General features: G+C 69.6%; 10 protein-coding genes. 1 reads left to right on the top strand and 9 read right to left on the bottom strand.

Annotated features, from left to right (window positions below; all coding sequences use genetic code 11):
- Window positions 1–5: 5 nt before the first annotated feature.
- The 7 genes from H6693_01965 to H6693_01935 all read right to left on the bottom strand — a co-directional run bounded on the left by H6693_01965 (window position 6) and on the right by H6693_01935 (window position 9,997).
- Window positions 6–995 (bottom strand): PorV/PorQ family protein, encoded by a 990-nt coding sequence (locus H6693_01965; protein ID MCB9514939.1) that lies wholly within the window; start codon window positions 993–995, stop codon window positions 6–8.
- 65 nt (window positions 996–1,060) lie between these two features.
- The gene (locus tag H6693_01960) at window positions 1,061–5,008 is read right to left on the bottom strand and encodes a hypothetical protein (protein MCB9514938.1); all 3,948 of its coding nucleotides are present in this window, start codon (window positions 5,006–5,008) and stop codon (window positions 1,061–1,063) included.
- A complete protein-coding gene (locus tag H6693_01955; protein ID MCB9514937.1) occupies window positions 5,001–5,174 on the bottom strand; it encodes a Trm112 family protein in 174 nt (57 codons plus the stop codon). Before H6693_01955 ends, H6693_01960 begins: the two co-directional genes overlap by 8 nt.
- A 183-nt stretch (window positions 5,175–5,357) precedes the next feature.
- Window positions 5,358–6,326, bottom strand: coding sequence for an acetyl-CoA carboxylase carboxyltransferase subunit alpha (locus tag H6693_01950; protein MCB9514936.1), 969 nt, complete (start codon window positions 6,324–6,326; stop codon window positions 5,358–5,360).
- Window positions 6,327–6,340: 14 nt separating this feature from the next.
- Entirely contained in the window at window positions 6,341–7,189 is an 849-nt protein-coding gene (locus tag H6693_01945) for a hypothetical protein (GenBank protein ID MCB9514935.1), read from the bottom strand.
- Between the two features lie 16 nt (window positions 7,190–7,205).
- Window positions 7,206–8,300 (bottom strand): DNA topoisomerase IV subunit A, encoded by a 1,095-nt coding sequence (locus tag H6693_01940; GenBank protein ID MCB9514934.1) that lies wholly within the window; start codon window positions 8,298–8,300, stop codon window positions 7,206–7,208.
- 2 nt (window positions 8,301–8,302) lie between these two features.
- Complete coding sequence (locus H6693_01935) at window positions 8,303–9,997, bottom strand: DNA topoisomerase VI subunit B (GenBank protein ID MCB9514933.1); 1,695 nt, start codon at window positions 9,995–9,997, stop codon at window positions 8,303–8,305.
- A 238-nt stretch (window positions 9,998–10,235) separates the two neighbouring features.
- On the opposite strand from H6693_01935, the gene H6693_01930 reads away from it, so the two are divergent.
- Window positions 10,236–11,162 carry a patatin-like phospholipase family protein gene (locus H6693_01930; protein MCB9514932.1) on the top strand — a complete coding sequence of 309 codons (927 nt, stop codon included), beginning with the start codon at window positions 10,236–10,238 and terminating at the stop codon, window positions 11,160–11,162.
- Here the strand turns inward: H6693_01930 and H6693_01925 are convergent.
- Together H6693_01925 and dnaE are read right to left on the bottom strand one after the other, a co-directional pair.
- A complete protein-coding gene (locus tag H6693_01925) occupies window positions 11,132–12,382 on the bottom strand; it encodes an NAD(P)/FAD-dependent oxidoreductase (GenBank protein MCB9514931.1) in 1,251 nt (416 codons plus the stop codon). The two genes, H6693_01930 and H6693_01925, sit on opposite strands and share 31 nt — an antisense overlap.
- 845 nt (window positions 12,383–13,227) lie before the next feature.
- Complete coding sequence (gene dnaE, locus H6693_01920) at window positions 13,228–16,755, bottom strand: DNA polymerase III subunit alpha (GenBank protein ID MCB9514930.1); 3,528 nt, start codon at window positions 16,753–16,755, stop codon at window positions 13,228–13,230.
- Between the last annotated feature and the right edge of the window lie 49 nt (window positions 16,756–16,804).

Raw genomic sequence — 16,804 nt, 5'->3', positions numbered from 1 at the left:
CGGTCCTAGAAGAGCATCTCGAAGGAGAAGCGGTGCACGCGGTCGAGGTTGTCGGCCTGCGGGATGTTCGCGTAGTCAAAGAAGAAGTCCTTCCCGCCCAGCGCCTTGTGGAAGCCGCCGCCGAAGGTGAAGTCCTCGATGTGGCCGTCCGGGTCGTACATGTAGCCGATGCGAAGGGCCATGATGTCCGTGTACTGCAGCTCCGTGCCGCCGTTGAGCGTCGTCTGGCCGCCGGAGACCAGCAGCTTGTTGAAGTCGCCACTCACCAGAACGTGCCCGTACTCGCCCTGGTAGACGAGACCCGCGGCGCCGAGGCGCAGGAAGCGCGGCAGCGGGTCGCTCTGCTCGGCGTCGATGAAGCTGATGTTGGGGCCGAAGTTCGTCAGCGCCAGGCCCGCGCTGTAGTTGCCGAAGTGGCGCAGGAAGCCGAGGTCCACGGCCACCGAGCCGCCGGCGCCCGCGCCGGAGCCCGCGCCCTGGTCGGGCACGCTGCCCGACGGCGCGAGATCCACGCGCACGTACTTGAAGCCCAGGCCCACGGCGGTGTTCTCGTCGAGGCGCACGCCGTAGCTGAGCGAGGGCGAGAACTCGTAGCTGGTGAAGGTGCCCTCGGGGTCGGGGCTGTCGGTCGTCTTCACGCTCGTCCCGTAGGAGAGGTAGATGACGTTCACCGAGTAGGTGCCCCAGCCCTCCAGCTGCTGCACCCAGCCGGCGAACTCGTAGTAGATGTCGTCGGCGAGGTCGGGCACCAGCTTGCTGTGCATGAGGCCGAGGGTGCGGCCGGTCATGAAGCCAAGCCCCGCGGGGTTCCACCAGGCGGCGGTGGCGTCGTCCGCCAGGGCCACGCCACTCTGGCCCAGCCCGTTGAAGCGGGCGCTGGGCGGAATCTGCAGGCTGGCGGCACCGGCCACGCTGGCGAGGGCGTTGCCCGAGGCCAGCAGCAGCAGCAGCAAGGTCAGCAGGGCCACAGGGGCGTGGGATCCGGTCCGGTTCATGCGGCTCGTCCTCCAAAAGGGTTGATTTCGCGCAATATAGATTCCTTCGGCGAGCAGGGTCAAGCTCACTCGCGCATGCGGACGAGGGCGCCGGTTCGCTCGCGCCGCCGTGCCGCGTTGTCGCTGTAGACCGCCTCGAGGCGATAGAGGTACGTGCCGTTGGCCACCTCGTCACCCACGCTGTCGCGGCCGTCCCAGTCCAGGGCGTAGCGCCCCGCGTCCGGGCAATCCAGTTCCAGGTGACGGACCCGCCGCCCGCTCACCGTGTAGATGTCGCAGCTCACGTGGCCGGGCGCCGTCAACTCGAAGCTGATGGCGCAGCGGCCGCGGAAGGGATTGGGGAAGGGCTGCACGGCCAGCACGTCCGCGCGGCCGGCTTCGAAGATCTCGACGCGCAGCGTGTCGCGTCCCACGTTCCCCAGGTTGTCCGCCACCGAGGCCACCAGGGTGTTGAGGCCCTGCGGCAGCCCGGGCGGCAGCACGCCCTCGGCGCTGCCCGCCGTGGCGCTGCCCACGCCGTACTCGAAGCGATCGGTGAGATTGTCCACCTCGCCCGTCTCCACGAACTCCACGAAGATCGCGTTCTGCGGATGGGCGCCCACCAGGTTGATCCCCGACGCCGCCTCGGCCTCCACCGCGTAGCCGCCGCCCGGGGTGGAGTGCGTCGCGCCGCTGGCCAGATGCAGCGACACCCGCGGCGGATCCCCCGCCGGCGGCAGGATGCCCGGCAGCACCGTCAGCGAGTCCAGCGCGCCCGCGGCCTCCTGGCCGCTGTCCGTGTCCACCGCGAAGGCGCGAATGCGGCCGTAGTTCCCCAGCGCCGAGTCCGGCAGCCCGGGGACGAAGAAGGCCGGCGACTGGAAGCGCCCGTCGGTCACGCGCACGCGGCCCCGGAAGACCTCGGGCCCGGGCAGGTGGTAGGCCACGTGGGCCGTGCCGCCGCCGTAGAGCGGCTTCATCGTGCCGCTGGTGTCCGCCGAGGCGCGCACGCTGAGCTGCAGCTCGCCGTTGAAGTCCGGGGCCAGCAGCCCGTCGCGAAGCACGCGCCCCGACACGGCCAGCGTGCTGCCCACCTCCAGCGTGTCGGCGCGGGTGGCGTCGAACTCCACCGTCAGCTGGGGCGTGCGCAGGCGCAGCGAGGGATCGCCGAGCACGGTGTAGCGCTCGTTGTTGAAGCCCTGGGACTGCTCGTAGTCGACCTGCTGGATGCGCACCTTCGCGCGCAGCAGCGCCGCGCCCACCGCCTGCGGGTCGCGCACGAGGCGGTCCGGGAAGAGCTCCTGCAGGAAGTTGCGGTTGAGCTGGTTGTTGAAGCTCGCGCTCGAGAGATCGCTGGACGCCATCGTCGCGATCGCCCCGCCCGCGGCCAGCGAAAGCATCTCCTCGCTCATGCTGCGGCCCTGGGTGTCGTCGAACTTGCCGACGTTGCACGAGGCCGAGACGAAGAGGAAGCGGCGGTTCCCGTTGGCCAGCGAGGACAGGCGCGGCGTGAGGAGGAGCTGCTCGTCGCTCAGCACGTCGTTGCCGCCGTGCCCCACGTAGTTGAAGACGAGGACGCCCTCGTTCAGCGCGTCGAAGAGCGCGTTCTGCGCCTGCGGCTTGAAGCCCGCGTAGTCGCAGTCCCACTCGCACATGTAGATCTTCTGCAGGTCCAGGACCGGCGGCACCGCGAAGCGCACCAGCAGCTCGGCCTGGGCCGTGTGGTCGATGGTGTCGATCTCCTGGCAGTTCTTCGTGTAGTCGTCGGTGGCGATCACCATGCGGTCGTTCCAGAGGCCGGGCACGGCGTCGCGCTCGTAGCCGATGATCGCGTCGATCATGACGTCCGCCGTGCTCTCGTCGCTGGCGGGCAGCCGGCCCATCGCGAGGTCGGGAATGGCCCGGCGCAGCGAGTCGTCCTCCGCGTCCATGTAGGCGAAGAAGTCGTCGGTGGTGTAGGCCCAGGGGTACTGCTCGATGCGGAAGCGGTCGCTGATCGACGGCACCAGGACGTTGCTCACGTCGCCGCGCACGTCGCGGCCGAGGAAGTTGCGGTAGTCCGTGCTGGTGTCGCCGAGCAGCAGAACGTAGCTGAGGCGGGACTCCGGCGTGTCGAAGCGGTACTTCAGGAAGTGCCGCAGCGCGGCCGGGTCCTGCATGCCGCCGCCGAAGTTCGCGTAGATGTCGCTGACCCCCACCACCTCGATCTCGCCCTGGCCGATGGCGGGGAAGTGGGCGGCGCGCCAGGCGGCGAAACGATTGGCGGCGCCGAGGAAGCCGTCGTCGCCGGGCGCGTCGAGCTTGCCGTCGAAGGCGATCACGACCATGTGGGGCCGCGCGTCGTGGCGCAGCGGCGTGGGCGAGACCGACAGCACCCGGTCGGGCGTCCGGTAGCTGGACGCAGCCTGGGAATCCACGAGCATGAGCCGGCGGCGCGAGGACGTGTCGAGCCCGAGCGCCAGGCTGTCGCCGGCCCAGACGCCGCCCGTGAGCAGCACGGGAGCGGCGGGATCGCTGAGATCCCAGACGTCCGGCAGGTGCGCCCAGCCGCTCGACGTCACCTGGGCCCGCGCCTGGGTGTCGGGAACGTTGAGCAGCAGCGGCGCGGAGTCCGCGGTCCGCGGCCGCGCGGCGTAGTAGAGCTCGTACCAGAGCAGCCAGCCGAAGTCGTTCGCGAGGCCCGTGGGCGGGTCCCGCGGCAGGCGCAGCGTGAAGCGAAGCGTGGACAGTCCCTCCAGATCCGCCGGCAGGGGCAGCGTCCCCTCGAACACGGCCTGGCTCAGCGAGGAGCTGATGAAGGCGCTGCCGTCCACGAAGCGGTGCGTCGGATCCGCGGGGTCGGCCTGCACCGACGCGGGCGTGAGATAGCCCTGGATGTGGTGCGGCCCGCTCAGGCCGTCGTGGCGATCGGCGTCGAAGCCGATGCGCAGGCGGGCGGGCTCGCCGCTGGCCGGCCAGCCCACCCCGACGTTGTCGGCGATCGAGGTGGGTCCCGAGCCCGGGAACACGTAGGTCCAGGCCCAGCCGTCCTCGAAGAGCTCGTGCGAGTTGTACTCGGTGTTGCGCTCCCGGTGCACGCGCGCGGGCAGCGTGCTCAGCGCGGTTTCGCCACCCTGGGGCGCGGCGTCGGCGCTGGTCACGCGCGCGCCCGGGCTGCCGCCGCCCCAGTTCAGGTAGTACGCGGCGCGGGCCGCATAGGCGCCGCGCCGGTACGATTCGAAGTCGGCGCCGGCCACGGCCTCGTCGCGGTAGCCGTCCACGCCGGGGAGATAGGCGAGGATCTCGGTCTCGGGCGCGAGGCTGTCGCCCCCGCGCACGAGCAGCGGCAACTCCGGCAGCTGCCAGCCCCGCTCCCAGGAACCGCCGGGCCACTCGAGCCGCGTGGGCTGGGCCAGGCCGCGCGTGCCGAGCAGGCGCAGGTCGACGAGACTCGCGCCGGGAATCATGCCCGCGCTCACCAGGTCGCCGTAGTCCAGGCGATAGATCCCGGTCGCGGCGACGTCCAGGCGGATCCAGTGGCCGCTGCCGTCGAAGATCTCGTCATCGCGGTCTCGGGGTTCCGCGGCGCGCGGCGCGGCGACGGTCACCGCCTGCGCGGGGTTGAGGACGAGACCGTCCAGCAGCGGATCGGCGGCGATGGAGCGGGTCGACGGGGCCAGCGGCGCGTCGAAGTCGAGGACGAGCTCGGCGCGGGTCCAGCCGCGGGCGGGCGGCGTGAAGCGCAGGTGACCGACGCGCACGCGCCGGAAGACGCCCGGCAGGCCGAGCGTCACGCTGCCGTCGACGGGAACGGAGCGCCCGTCGACGCTGAGCGCGCTCACGCGCCAGCCCCCCGTCTGCGGCAGGGCGAGGCTGAGGTCCACGGGCTGGTCGCCGGCCGCGGGATCGGCCAGGATCAGCACGCGACCCTGGCGCCCCTCGCCTTGCCAGCGCAACTCGGGGCCCGCCGCCGACGCGAGGCCGGCCGCGAAGAGGAAGAGCGAGGCGAGGGCGAGGCCCAGCCGGCGGCTCCGTCGACGGAGTGGTCTACGCATCCATGCTCCTGGCGCTCTCGGGCAAGAGGTCGGCGATGCCGTCCACGATGGGATAGTCCACGCGGCAGCCGTCACAGGCCAGACGGTCTCCCCCCGACTCCAGGCGGAGACGCTGACGGCAGCGTGGACAGACGAGGATGTCCAGCAGTTCCCGGTCGAATTCCATCTCGCTCCTCGGCCGGGACCACTGCGGCGGGACCCGGACAGGCGGACCTAGGCCTCTCGCCGAGCAGGGATCCACGGCGATTCTTAGAGGAGACAGGGGAGTCGGGCAAGCCCGAAATCGGAACTCCCGGACGCGGGAGCGCAGTGACTGGTCTGCAAAGGATAAGCGGTCAGGGGCCAGAGATCAAGCCGGCCCTTGCTCCCGATAGACGCCCATCCGGGCGAACTTGGCCACCCGGGCCTCCACGAGGTCTTCCGGCCGCCGGCTCTGCAACTCCGCCAGCTCCTCCACCAGGACCCGGCCCAGGATCTTGGCCATGGCGTCGGGATCCCGGTGCGCGCCCCCCAGCGGCTCCTCCACAATCCGGTCCACCACCTCCAGTTCGGCCAGATCGCGGCTGGTCAGGCGCAGGGCCTCGGCGGCGTCCTGGCGCTTGGTCGAGTCCTTCCACAGGATGGACGCGCAGCCCTCCGGGCTGATCACGGCGTAGATCGAGTGCTCGAGCATCAGCACCCGGTCCCCCACGGCCAGGGCCAGGGCGCCGCCGCTGCCCCCCTCGCCGGTGATCACGGTGATCACGGGCGTGGCGAGCAGGGCCATCTCGCGCAGGTTCCTGGCGATGGCCTCCGCCTGGCCCCGCTCCTCGGCCCCGATGCCGGGGTAGGCCCCGGGGGTGTCCACGAAGGTGATCACCGGCCGGCCGTAGCGCGCAGCCATCTCCATGAGGCGCAGCGCCTTGCGGTAGCCCTCGGGGTTCGGCATGCCGAAGTTGCGGTGGATGTTCTCCTTGGTCTCGCGGCCCTTCTGGTGGCCGATCACCATCACCGGCTGGCCCTGCAGCTCGGCCATGCCGCCGACGATGGCGGGGTCGTCGCCGTAGAGCCGGTCGCCGTGCAGCTCCACGAAGTCCGTGAAGATCCGGCCGACGTAGTCCAGCGTGTAGGGCCGCGCCGGGTGCCGGGCCAGCTGCACCTGCTGCCAGCGGGACAGGTTGCCGTAGATCTGCTCGCGCAGCTTGGCGGCCTTGGCCTCGAGGCGCTCGAGCTCCTCGTCCATCTCCACGCCCTGGCCGCCGGCGAAGGCGCGCATGTCCTCGATCTGGGACTCCAGCTCCGCCAGCGGCTTTTCGAACTCGAGCGTGGGACCGCGCATGGCTCCTCCTTGCGTCAGAAGCTGCCTTCGTAGCTGATCTCGAACTGCCGGTCCACCGAGTCGCGGCCGCCGTCCGACGGGCGGCGGTAGTTGGACAGCAGGTCCCGGAAGAAGAACTTGAACTGCACCGGGCCCACCACGTTCCAGCGCAGGCCGAGATCCAGCCAGCCCTTGCCGCTGCCGTAGCGCCGGGTGGGCGACTCCTGCTCGCGGTCGTCCAGGCCCGCGCTGTAGTCCAGCAGCAGGGCGAACTGCCGGTCGAAATCCTGCTCGAAACCGAAGAAGAAGTCCACCGAGGACTCGTCCTTGTCCTCGGTGCTGTAGTTGATCCCCGCCGTGGTGGCCACGTCGGTGCCCATGGGCCCGTACCAGTTGCGGGTCAGGCAGGCGTAGAAGCCCTTGCTCTTGCGCTCGTAGCGCTCGAGGTCGGGATCCCAGGCGCCGTAGCCCTGGCTGTCGAAGCCGATCAGGAGTGACGGGAACTGCATCTCCGGAATCAGCAGCAGCCGCAGGGAGAGCGCCGTGCGGTCGTTGAACTCCACCTCGCCGCGGCCGAGCAGGCCCTGCATGCCCCAGGAGACGCCCACCTCGAAGCGGTCCTTGATGCCCACGCTGGTCGCCGCGACCAGGGAGCCGCCGTCCATCAGCCGGCCGCGGATGCGGTAGTGGCCGTGGGCCAGCACCGTGGCCGTGGGGCTGTCCACCACCTGGCTCGAGTGAAGCAGCTCGCCGAAGCCGACGTCGTAGCCGCCGGCCGCGTAGTCGCCGTAGCCGTCGTCGTCGCTGCCTTGGGCCTGCGCTCCACCCGCGAACGCGGCCAGCAGGGCCACGGACGCGAGGAGCGCGCGCGCGCGCAGTGCCATGCCTCTCCCCTTTCGCCTAGGGCAGGAAGCGCTCGGGATGCGCCAGCTTGCGGGGCAGGTACTCGTCGATCACGTAGTTCAGCCCGTGCTTGGCCAGCGCCTGCTGCTCCGCGCGCACCCCCATCTTGATCAGCTGGTTCAGGGCCTTCTGCCAGGCCTTGTAGTGCTGCACGAAGGGATCGTTCTTGAGCGCGTCCTTGGCCCGCTTCACGTCCACGTCCTTGAGCGGATGCGTGGGCAGTTCGTAGTCCACGATGTCCTGGGGCGTGATCCCCAGGAAGTGCGCCTGCGGTACGCAGAAGTACTCGTTGAGATGCGCGGCGTTTCCGCTGCCCACCTTGAGCGTGCGGTAGATGTTGCTGATGCCGTAGGGGTCGCCGTCCACGAAGACGTAGACCGCGAGGCCCTTCTCGTCGGCGAGGCGGCGGATGAAGCGCCGGCAGGCGCGCGTGGGCACGCCGCCCATGCTCACCAGGATCGCGCCGGCCGTCTTCCAGTAGCCGTGCTTGACCAGGCGCTGGAACATGCCCGCCGTCTCGATGGCGAGGATGAACTTCGCCTTCGTCTCGAAGGCCAGGTGCTCGACGCTGTTGGGGATCGAGTAGGCCCCGCTGCCGAACTTGGTGCAGTCGATGCGCAGCTTCTTGCCCGTGGCGGGATCGCGGTCGATCACCACGAGGTCGCCGGCCACGTCGCCGCCCTTCTCCTCGGGGATGAAGCCGAGCTGCTCGCGGTTGACGCCGAAGAGGGCCTCCACGTCGTCCATCACCGTGTCGCTCTCGGGCTGCTCGTGGAAGCGCGCCTCGCCCCAGTTCTTGGAGACGTAGTAGGCCTCTCGCTTGGTGGCGATGTCGCCCGTCTCCACCAGCTGCTTGGACAGCGCCATCATCTTGAGCGTCTGGGCGAAGCCCTTCACCGTGCCCACCGTCAGCGCGCGCTCCTTGCGGCCGGCCTTCATGGTGAAGTGCCCGCGGCTGGCGTCGTAGCGCACGTTGCTCAGGCTGCGGACGGGGAACTTGAGCGTGGGCTTGCCGCCGGCCAGCGCGCTCTTCTCCACGGCCTTGGCCTGCTCGCGGATCTTCTTGACGACGGGACTCGTGCTCTGGGCCATGCCTACAGCTTCCGGCTGCGCTCGAGCGTCTCGCTGAGCGTCTCGACGATGGACTTCTCCCGCGACTCGCTGAGGCCCAGGATCTCGCGCAGCGCCTCGCCGATGTGCGGAATGTAGCTCTTGATGTAGTCCGACTTCTTGCGCGCCTCGGCCATGCGCTTGCCGCGGCGGATGTGCTGGCCCAGGCGCCGGCCGCAGTCCTGCAGCGCGAGCTTGATCTCCTTGAGAATCTCCGGGTAGCCCGCCACCGCCTCCTTGCTCTCGCTGGTGAAGGGCACCCACGCGCTCGCGATGTGCACGGCGATCACCAGCGAGCCCGCCGGCAGCGCGCCCTTGGACTGCGAGAGGCCGTAGTTCTTCCAGCCCGCCCCCACCACGCTCTTGGTGATGGCGCAGGCGCCCTGCTGATACTGCAGGGGCACGCGGTTCGCGAAGCGGTGCAGGACGGCCAGGTCGTCGCCGGCCTGCCCCTCCACGTTCCAGGCGATCGCGGCTTCCACCAGGAAGGGATTGCCGCGGTAGACCGACGGCTTGCGGCTCACGGCCGTGAAGAACTCCGCCTCCACCACCTTGCGCAGCCCGGCCTCCAGCTCCTCCGCGCCGATGGGCGACAGGCAGTTCGTGGGCGGCGCCATGATCTTGGTCGCGGCGATGCCCTTGAGCAGCTGCTCGGCCTTGTCGCGGCCCAGGCTCCCCGGCTTGGCCTGCGGACGCAGCATGGCCGCGTCGATGATCTCGTCGGCCACCTTCGGCCCCACGCGGCTGAACTCGTCCTGCAGGAAGCTCTTCAGGTTGCGGCTCTTGCTGGCGTCGAGCATGGCCATCAGCGCGCCCAGTTCCACGCCGTAGGGATGCGGCTGGATGGCCTGCGCCTCGTGGGGCAGCGCGTCGCTCACGCGGGGGTAGCGCGTCTCCTCGCCGCTGGGATCGCGGTAGCTCAGCTCGAGATGCGGATTGGCGACGGCGGTGAGGGTGAGGTAGTCGTCCACGCTGCGGCGGCCGCGCTTGTGGGTGGCCTCGAGCTCGATCTCCACGCGCGTGCCGTGCTCGGCATCCCAGTCGACGGTCTCGTCGAGCGTGATGATCGGCTCGTTCTTCTGCGTGTTGATCTTGACCTCGAACTGGTGGGCCGCGGCGCGGGCGCCGGTCCGGCTGACGATGCGCACCGGCTTGCCCGTGGTCAGCTGCCCGTACATGCCCGCGGCGCTGATGCCGATGCCCTGCTGCCCGCGGCTCTGCTTCAGCGTGTGGAACTTGGAGCCGTAGAGCAGCTTGCCGAAGATCTTGGGGATCTGCGCGCGCACGATGCCCGGACCGTTGTCCTGGACCACCACGCGGTAGCGCGTCTCGGCCACCTGCTGCACCTCCACGCGGATCGTGGGCAGGATGCCGCCGTCCTCGCAGGCGTCGAGGCTGTTGTCCACGGCTTCCTTGATCGTCGTGAGCAGGGCCTTGCTGGGATTGTCGAAGCCGAGCAGGTGGCGGTTCTTGGTGAAGAACTCGCTGATGGAGATCTCGCGCTGCTTCGCCGCCTGCTGCTCGGCCGTGCTGCCCTTGCGGGGCGCCGGGCTGCGCCGGCGGGGCGCCGTCTTGGCCGTGGCCGGCGCCGCGGGCGGCGGCTCGGCCACCGACGTGGTCGCCTCGGCGCTGCTCGAAAAGAGATCCGGGCCGTCGTTCTTCGACTTGCGGCGGGCCATGCTGCTCCTGATGGCTGCGGGAGGTGCCGGGGACGCGGGAGTCTAGCGGGGGCCGGGAAAGCCGTCAAAGGAAAGCTCGGCGACGCCGGGTGTCAACCGCGTTGACAGCCACGACGGGCAAGACCTTGCCATCGCGGCGCTTGCGGCGACGCGCCACGGGGTCGCTCGCAGGGGACGTGCCGCCCGGCACAGGAAAGCCAGCGCTTGAGTTCCCCGGCCGCTTGGATAGAATCGGGCCATGAGCGAAGGTGCGAACTCGAGCCCCCGTGGCATCCAGGCCCCCGCTCCCGGTCAGCGGGGCGTGGCCGTGGCCATGGGCGGCGGCCTGCCCTTCGGCGTGGTGGCGATCGGGCTGCTCAGGCTGCTGGAAGAGAAGGGCGTCGCCGTGAAGGCCCTGGCCGGCACCAGCCTGGGCGCCATCGTGGGCGCCTGCTACCTGCGTTACGGCAGCGCCGAGAAGGTGGAGGCGCTGCTGGCGGAGTTCTTCGCCCAGCTGCACCCGCGCTATCTCATCGTGCGGGACTTCCGCTTCTTCCAGCCGGGACTCCTCACGGGCAAGAGCGTGATGAACCACATCGCCGAGCTGCTGGGCGGCGACTTCCGCCTCGAGGACGCGCCCGTCCCCTTCCTCGTGAACGCCACCGATCTCCTGCGCGGCACCGACGTGGTGATCCGCACCGGGTCCGCGCTGGATGCGATTCGCGGCAGCATCGCCATGCCGGGCATCTTCGTCCCCCACAAGTGGGGCGACACCTATCTCGTGGACGGCGCCACCACCTGCCCCGTGCCGTCGGCCTTCCTCGAGCGCGAGGGCTTCGCGCCGGTGATCCCCGTGCGCGGCCTGCGCACGCTGCCCGACGAGGCCGAGGTCGAGAAGGAGCGCAGCAACCTGGAGAAGGAGCACCTGCTGCAGGTCGGGCTGGCGCCGAGCATCATCTACGTGCTCTGGCGCGCGATGGGCCTGCTCCAGCAGGACGACTTCGCCCGCCGCATCATGGAGCAGAACCCGCTCAGCGTGTCCCCGAGCATCAGCCTCGAGCTCGGCGGCGATTTCCAGAAGGTGCGCGAGATGGTCCAGCTCGGCTACGACGCCGCCCTCGAGAAGTGGCCGGTGATCGAGGCCGCGCTGGGCGGTCAGCCCGTCTCCCCGGGCAGCGAGGCCTGAAGTCCCGCCAGTCGCCCCGTGGCGAACGCTGCCTGGAAGTTGTAGCCGCCGATGGGGCCGTCGACGTCCAGCAGCTCCCCGCAGATGAACAGCCCCGGCACGAGGCGCGAGGCCATCGTGCGCGGATCCACCTCGTCCAGGGGAATCCCCCCGCGCGTCACCTCCGCCTTGGCGAAGCCCAGCGTGCCCGCCACGGGCAGGCGCAGGGACTTCACGGCGTCCACGAGGCGCAGGCGCGCCGCGCGGTCCAGGGAGGCGGCGGGGACGTCCGCGCCGGCCTGCGCCGCCAGCGCGCGACGCAGTCGCTCGGGCAGCGCCTCGGGCAGGAGCGCGTGGGTCGGACGCGCGCCGCCGGCCCGCAGCGCGGCGTCCACGCGCTCGCGGGGCAGGTCGGGCGCGAGGTCGAGGACCAGCGCGCAGCCGGCGCCGGCGGCGGCGACCCAGCCGGAGACGTCCATCGGCCCCGGGCCAGAGAGTCCGCGATGGGTGAAGAGCAGCGGGCGGCGCCGCGTCGCGAGGTGGCGGCCGTCGACGTCCTCCACCGCGATCACAGCGTCCGGCAATGTCAGACCACTCAGCGCGTGGACCCAGTCGAGGTCCACCGCCAGCGGCGCGAGCGCGGGCACCGTGGGCGTGACGGAATGGCCGAGCGAGGCGGCGAGCGCGTAGCCGTCGCCCGTGGTGCCCATCTGCGGATAGCTGCGGCCGCCCGCGGCGAGGATCACGCGCCGCGCCGCGAGCGGGCCGGCGGGCGTGTCGAGCTGGAAGCCGTCCGCCTCGCGGCGGATCGCGGTGACGGGCCGCTCGGTCTCGATCGCGACGCCGGCCTCGCGCGCGCGGCGGAGCAGGGCCTCGAGGACGTCGCCCGCGCGCCCGCTCACGGGAAAGACCTTCTCCAGCGCTTCCTCGTGCAGCGCGACGCCCGTGCTTTCGATGAAGGCGCGCAGCGCGCTCGGGGGAAAGGCGCGCAGGGCGTGCCGCAGCCAGCGCGCGGCGGCCTTGCCGAAGGCGGCCTCGAGCGCGGGGCCCGTCACCGTGGTGGTGAGGTTGCAGCGGCCGCCGCCGCTGACGAGGATCTTCACGCCGGGACGGCGGTTCTTTTCCACGACGATCACAGGGGTAGCGGAGGGCGCGGCGGCAGCCGCCGCGATGGCGGCCATGAGGCCGGCCGCGCCCGCGCCGACCACCACGATACCCTGGCGTGGCGAATCACTGCTCATCTTCGACTGACCCATGCAGATGCTCGCCCTGGAATCCGAGGTGCTGGAGCATGGGAGCCTATAGTCGCCAACTGTCCGTGCCCGCCTGAATCCAACCCGAGTGGAACCGCAGATCTACGGGAATGAGATCTGCACCATAGCGCCTATTGAGGTAGCGGATCAACTCCTCCCCGTTGCCAAGCCCTAGGCGCTCCCCGGGAGGGACAAGGAAGATCTCCCGCCTACGCTCCATCGTCTCCGGCAGCCAAACTGCTGATCCGAACGCCCTGCAAAGACAAGACCCTAGTAAACGGTCATACTGCTCACTGCTGGAATTAGGGAGGATGTACGCGCTGCCAGTGTCGTCACGGTGTATGACCACAGCATCAAGACAGGAGCGCCACTTGATGAAGTCGCTATGTGCAAAGTAGTAACAGTCCCGAGCCTCGCCACCTGGCTTGCGATTGATCAACTGACGAATGCCGTATAGCGATGCCCCGATCTGGATCGCGCGGAGATCCGCAAACTTGCCAGAGACACGAAACCAAAGCACTCGAAAGTCTGCATGCTGCCAAGCTCTGAGCTGCCTTGTTCCCTCCTTGATACGGCTGGAGATGCGATTCATTTGATTCGCTGACTCCGAGAAGGAGTAGATCCCCCCACGAACTAGTGTCTTCGACTCCTCAAGAAGTCGCCCAGGGTCTTCCTGCTTGTCCTTGACCTCGATCACTACTCGCTCGTGATCATGCTCAACTAAAATGTCAGGGGTTTTGCTGTGCTGCCGACGTGGTAGCGGTGTTGCGCATAGCCCGAAGTCCCCGAGTTGAGCGCAGACGGCCTGAATGTATGCCGTGTCCTTCTCCATGCTAGCCCCGCGCCCAGGCCGCGCGCCCGCCGCCGTTGCCGCCGCCGCCGCGCCGGCGAGGATCCTGCGGGAAGGGCTTGCCCTCGAAGCGGCAGCGGAAGCGCTCGCGGTTGTCGCGGAGGAAGTCCTTCAGCCAGGGGCCCGCCTCCACGCGCAGGGCCTTGCTGCGGATCACCACCGGCTCGCCGTCGTCACCGGTCAGATGGAAATACACCTCGTGGGGCCCCGGATGATCGCGCAGCTCGGCCTCGAGCGCGGCCAGCCAGGACGACCGAAAGCCGGCGCTGAAGTGCAGGTGCATCTTGCCGGGCCAGGCCGACAGGGCCTCGTCCACGCTGTAGACCCGGTCGAGCAGCAGCTTGGCCTCCCCCGACTCCATGAGATTGCTCTTGCCCTCGAAGCCGAGGATGGCGTCCACGGCGAGCTTCAGCCCGTACTGCTCGTAGACCGAGCCGAAGACCACCACCTCGTAGCTGCCCAGGTAGTCCTCCACGGTGAGGAAGGCCATCGTGCGCTCGCGGGAGTCCAGCTTCTGCTTGATGGCCGTGATGATGCCCACCGTGCGCGCCTCGCTGCGGTCGGGGCAGTCCTTCAGGCTCTCGGCGTTCTGAAGCGGCAGGGCCAGCAGCGTGGGGCGCAGCGGATCGAGCGGGTGTCCCGACACGAAGAAGCCCAGCACCTCCTTCTCCTTGGCGAGGCGCTCGCGCGCGTCCCATTCGGGCAGCGCTTCGACCTTCTTGCGGACGGCCTCCTGCTCCTCCGCCCCCAGCGTGTCCAGCAGGCTCATCTGCCCGGCCTCGCGCTCCTTCTGTCGGCTCTGGCTCGCGGCCATGGCCTCCTCCAGCGCTCCCAGCAGGCTCGCGCGATTGGGCCCCAGCCCGTCCAGCGCGCCCGCCATGATGAGGCTCTCGAGCACCTTCTTGTTCACCTTGCGCAGATCCAGCGCCTCGCAGAACTGGTAGAGGTCCGCGAACTGACCTTCCGACTCCTCCCGCGCGCGGATGATCTCCTCGATGGCCCCGTGCCCCACGTTCTTCACGGCGCCCAGGCCGAAGTAGATCTTGCCCCCGTGGACGCGGAACTCGTCGTGGCTGATCGTGACGTCCGGCGGCACCACCTCGATCTCGTGGTTGCGGCACTCGTTCATGAAGACCACGATGCGGTCCGTGTTGCTCATCTCGCTGGTCATGCAGGCGGCCAGGTACTCGGCCGGGTAGTGCGCCTTGAGGTAGGCCGTCTGCATGCTGATCATGGCGTAGGCCGCCGAGTGGCTCTTGTTGAAGCCGTAGCCGGCGAAGTAGGCCAGGAGGTCGAAGATCTCCTCGGCCTTGGCCGCGGGGTAACCCCTGGCCACGGCGCCGTCGACGAAGAGCGCCTTCTGCTGGGCCATCACCTCGGCCTTCTTCTTGCCCATGGCGCGGCGCAGCATGTCCGCCTGGCCCAGGGTGAAGCCGGCCATGCGCGAGGCGATCTGCATCACCTGTTCCTGGTAGACGATGGCGCCGTAGGTCTCCTCGAGGATCGTCGCGAGATCCTCGTGCGGGTAGGCGATCTTCGTGCGGCCGCGCTTGCGGTCGATGAAGTCGTCCACCATGCCGCTGCCGATGGGACCGGGCCGGAAGAGCGCGTTGGTGGCCACGATGTCGCTGAACTCGGTGGGCTGCAGGCGGCGCAGGATGTCCCGCATGCCCGCGCTCTCCAGCTGGAAGGTGCCGACGGTGTCGGCGGCGCGGAGCAGCTCGAAGGAGGCGGGGTCGTCCAGGGGCAGGTCGCGCGCGGTGAGGCGCTCGGCCGCGGGCCGCGACGCGTTGATGGCGGCGAGGGCGTCCTCGATCACGGTGAGCGTGCGCAGGCCGAGGAAGTCCATCTTGAGCAGTCCGATGGCCTCGCACATGCCCATGTCGTACTGCGTGGTGACTTCGCCCTTGTTGTTCACGTAGAGCGGCACGTGCTCCACCAGCGGATCGGGCGTGATGATCACCCCCGCCGCGTGCGTGCTGGCGTGCCGCGTGAGGCCCTCCAGCGTGAGCGCGTAGCGGATGAGCTTGGCGTAGGGCCAGGGCTCGTCGGTCTTCGCCAGCTCGGCGAGGTCGGGACTGAGCTTGAGCGCCTGCTCGAGGGTCATCCCCAGCGTCTCGGGCACCAGCTTGGCCACGCGGTCGACTTCGCCGTAGGGGATCTTGAGGACGCGCCCGACGTCGCGCACCACGGCGCGCGCCTTCATGGTGCCGTAGGTGATGATCTGGCAGACGTTCTCCTTGCCGTACTTCTCGGTGACGTAGTCGATCACCTCGCCCCGGCGCACGTAGTCGAAGTCGATGTCGATGTCGGGCATCGACACGCGCTCGGGGTTCAGGAAGCGCTCGAAGAGGAGGCCGTGCTCCAGCGGGTCGATGTCCGTGATGCCCAGCGAGTAGCAGACCAGGCTGCCCGCCGCGGAGCCGCGCCCCGGCCCCACCGCGATGTCGCGCTCGCGGGCGGCGCGGATGAAGTCGCGCGTGATGAGGAAGTAGCCGGGAAAGCCCATGCGGCCGATGATGTCCAGCTCGTAGTCCAGCCGCTCGCGCTGCTCCGCCGTCGGGGTGCCGTAGCGCGACTTCAGTCCCTCGAGCGAGAGGTCGGCCAGGTAGCGCTCGGGGTTGTCGTAGCCCTCGGGCAGCGGGAAGTTGGGCAGGCAGTTCACGCCGAGCGGAATCTCGAGGTCGCAGAGATCGGCGATGCGCTGCGTGTTGGCCAGCGCCTCCGGCAGGTCGCCGAAGCGCTCGGCCATCGCGTCGGCGTCCTTGAAGTAGAGCTCCTCGGTGCCGATGTGGAAGTGGTTGTCGTCGATGTCGCTGCCCGTGTTGATGCAGAGCAGGACCTCGTGGGCCTCGTGGTCGCCCTTGCTCAGGTAGTGGCAGTCGTTGGTGGCGACCAGCGGGATGCCCGTCCGCCTGGACAGGTCCGCCGCCCGCTCCCGGATGAGATCCTCCTCGGCGATGCCGTGGTTCTGGACCTCGAGGAAGAAGTTCCCCTTGCCGAAGATCGACTCCAGCTCCAGCGCGCTGGCGGCGGCCTCGTCCAGGCTGCCGGCCGCGAGGAAGCGGTTCACCTCGCCCGACATGCAGGCGCTGGTGGCGAGCAGACCGCCGCTGTAGCGGCGCAGCAGCTCCCGGTCCAGGCGCGGCTTGTAGTAGAAGCCCTCGGTGTAGGCGAAGCTCGAGAGCTTGACCAGATTCCGGTAGCCCTCGTAGTTCCGGCACAGGAGCAGCAGGTGGTTGGTCTCGGGCCGGCTGCGGCCGCCCCCCCGTTCCCGGCGGTCCCCCCGGATCGAGTAGCCCTCCATGCCCAGGATCGGCTTCAGGCCGGCGGCCTTGGCCGCCAGGTAGAAGTGAATGGCGCCGAAGAGGTTGCCGTGGTCCGTGACCGCCAGGGCCCCCATCTCGTACTCCCGTGCCCGGGCCACGAGCTTCTTGACCTGGATGGCCCCGTCCAGCAGGCTGAAGTCGGTGTGATTGTGCAGATGCACGAAGGGGGCGCTGGCGGACATGAGGGCGAGTTCCTTGGCTGGGGACCGGAGGGTGGCCCCACTGTAGTCG

It is taken from the genome of Candidatus Latescibacterota bacterium (genome assembly GCA_020633725.1).
Lineage (GTDB): Bacteria > Krumholzibacteriota > Krumholzibacteriia > JACNKJ01 > JACNKJ01 > VGXI01.
The sequence above is the reverse complement of the archived record's forward strand: the minus strand, read 5'-3'. Positions and strand labels throughout refer to the sequence as shown.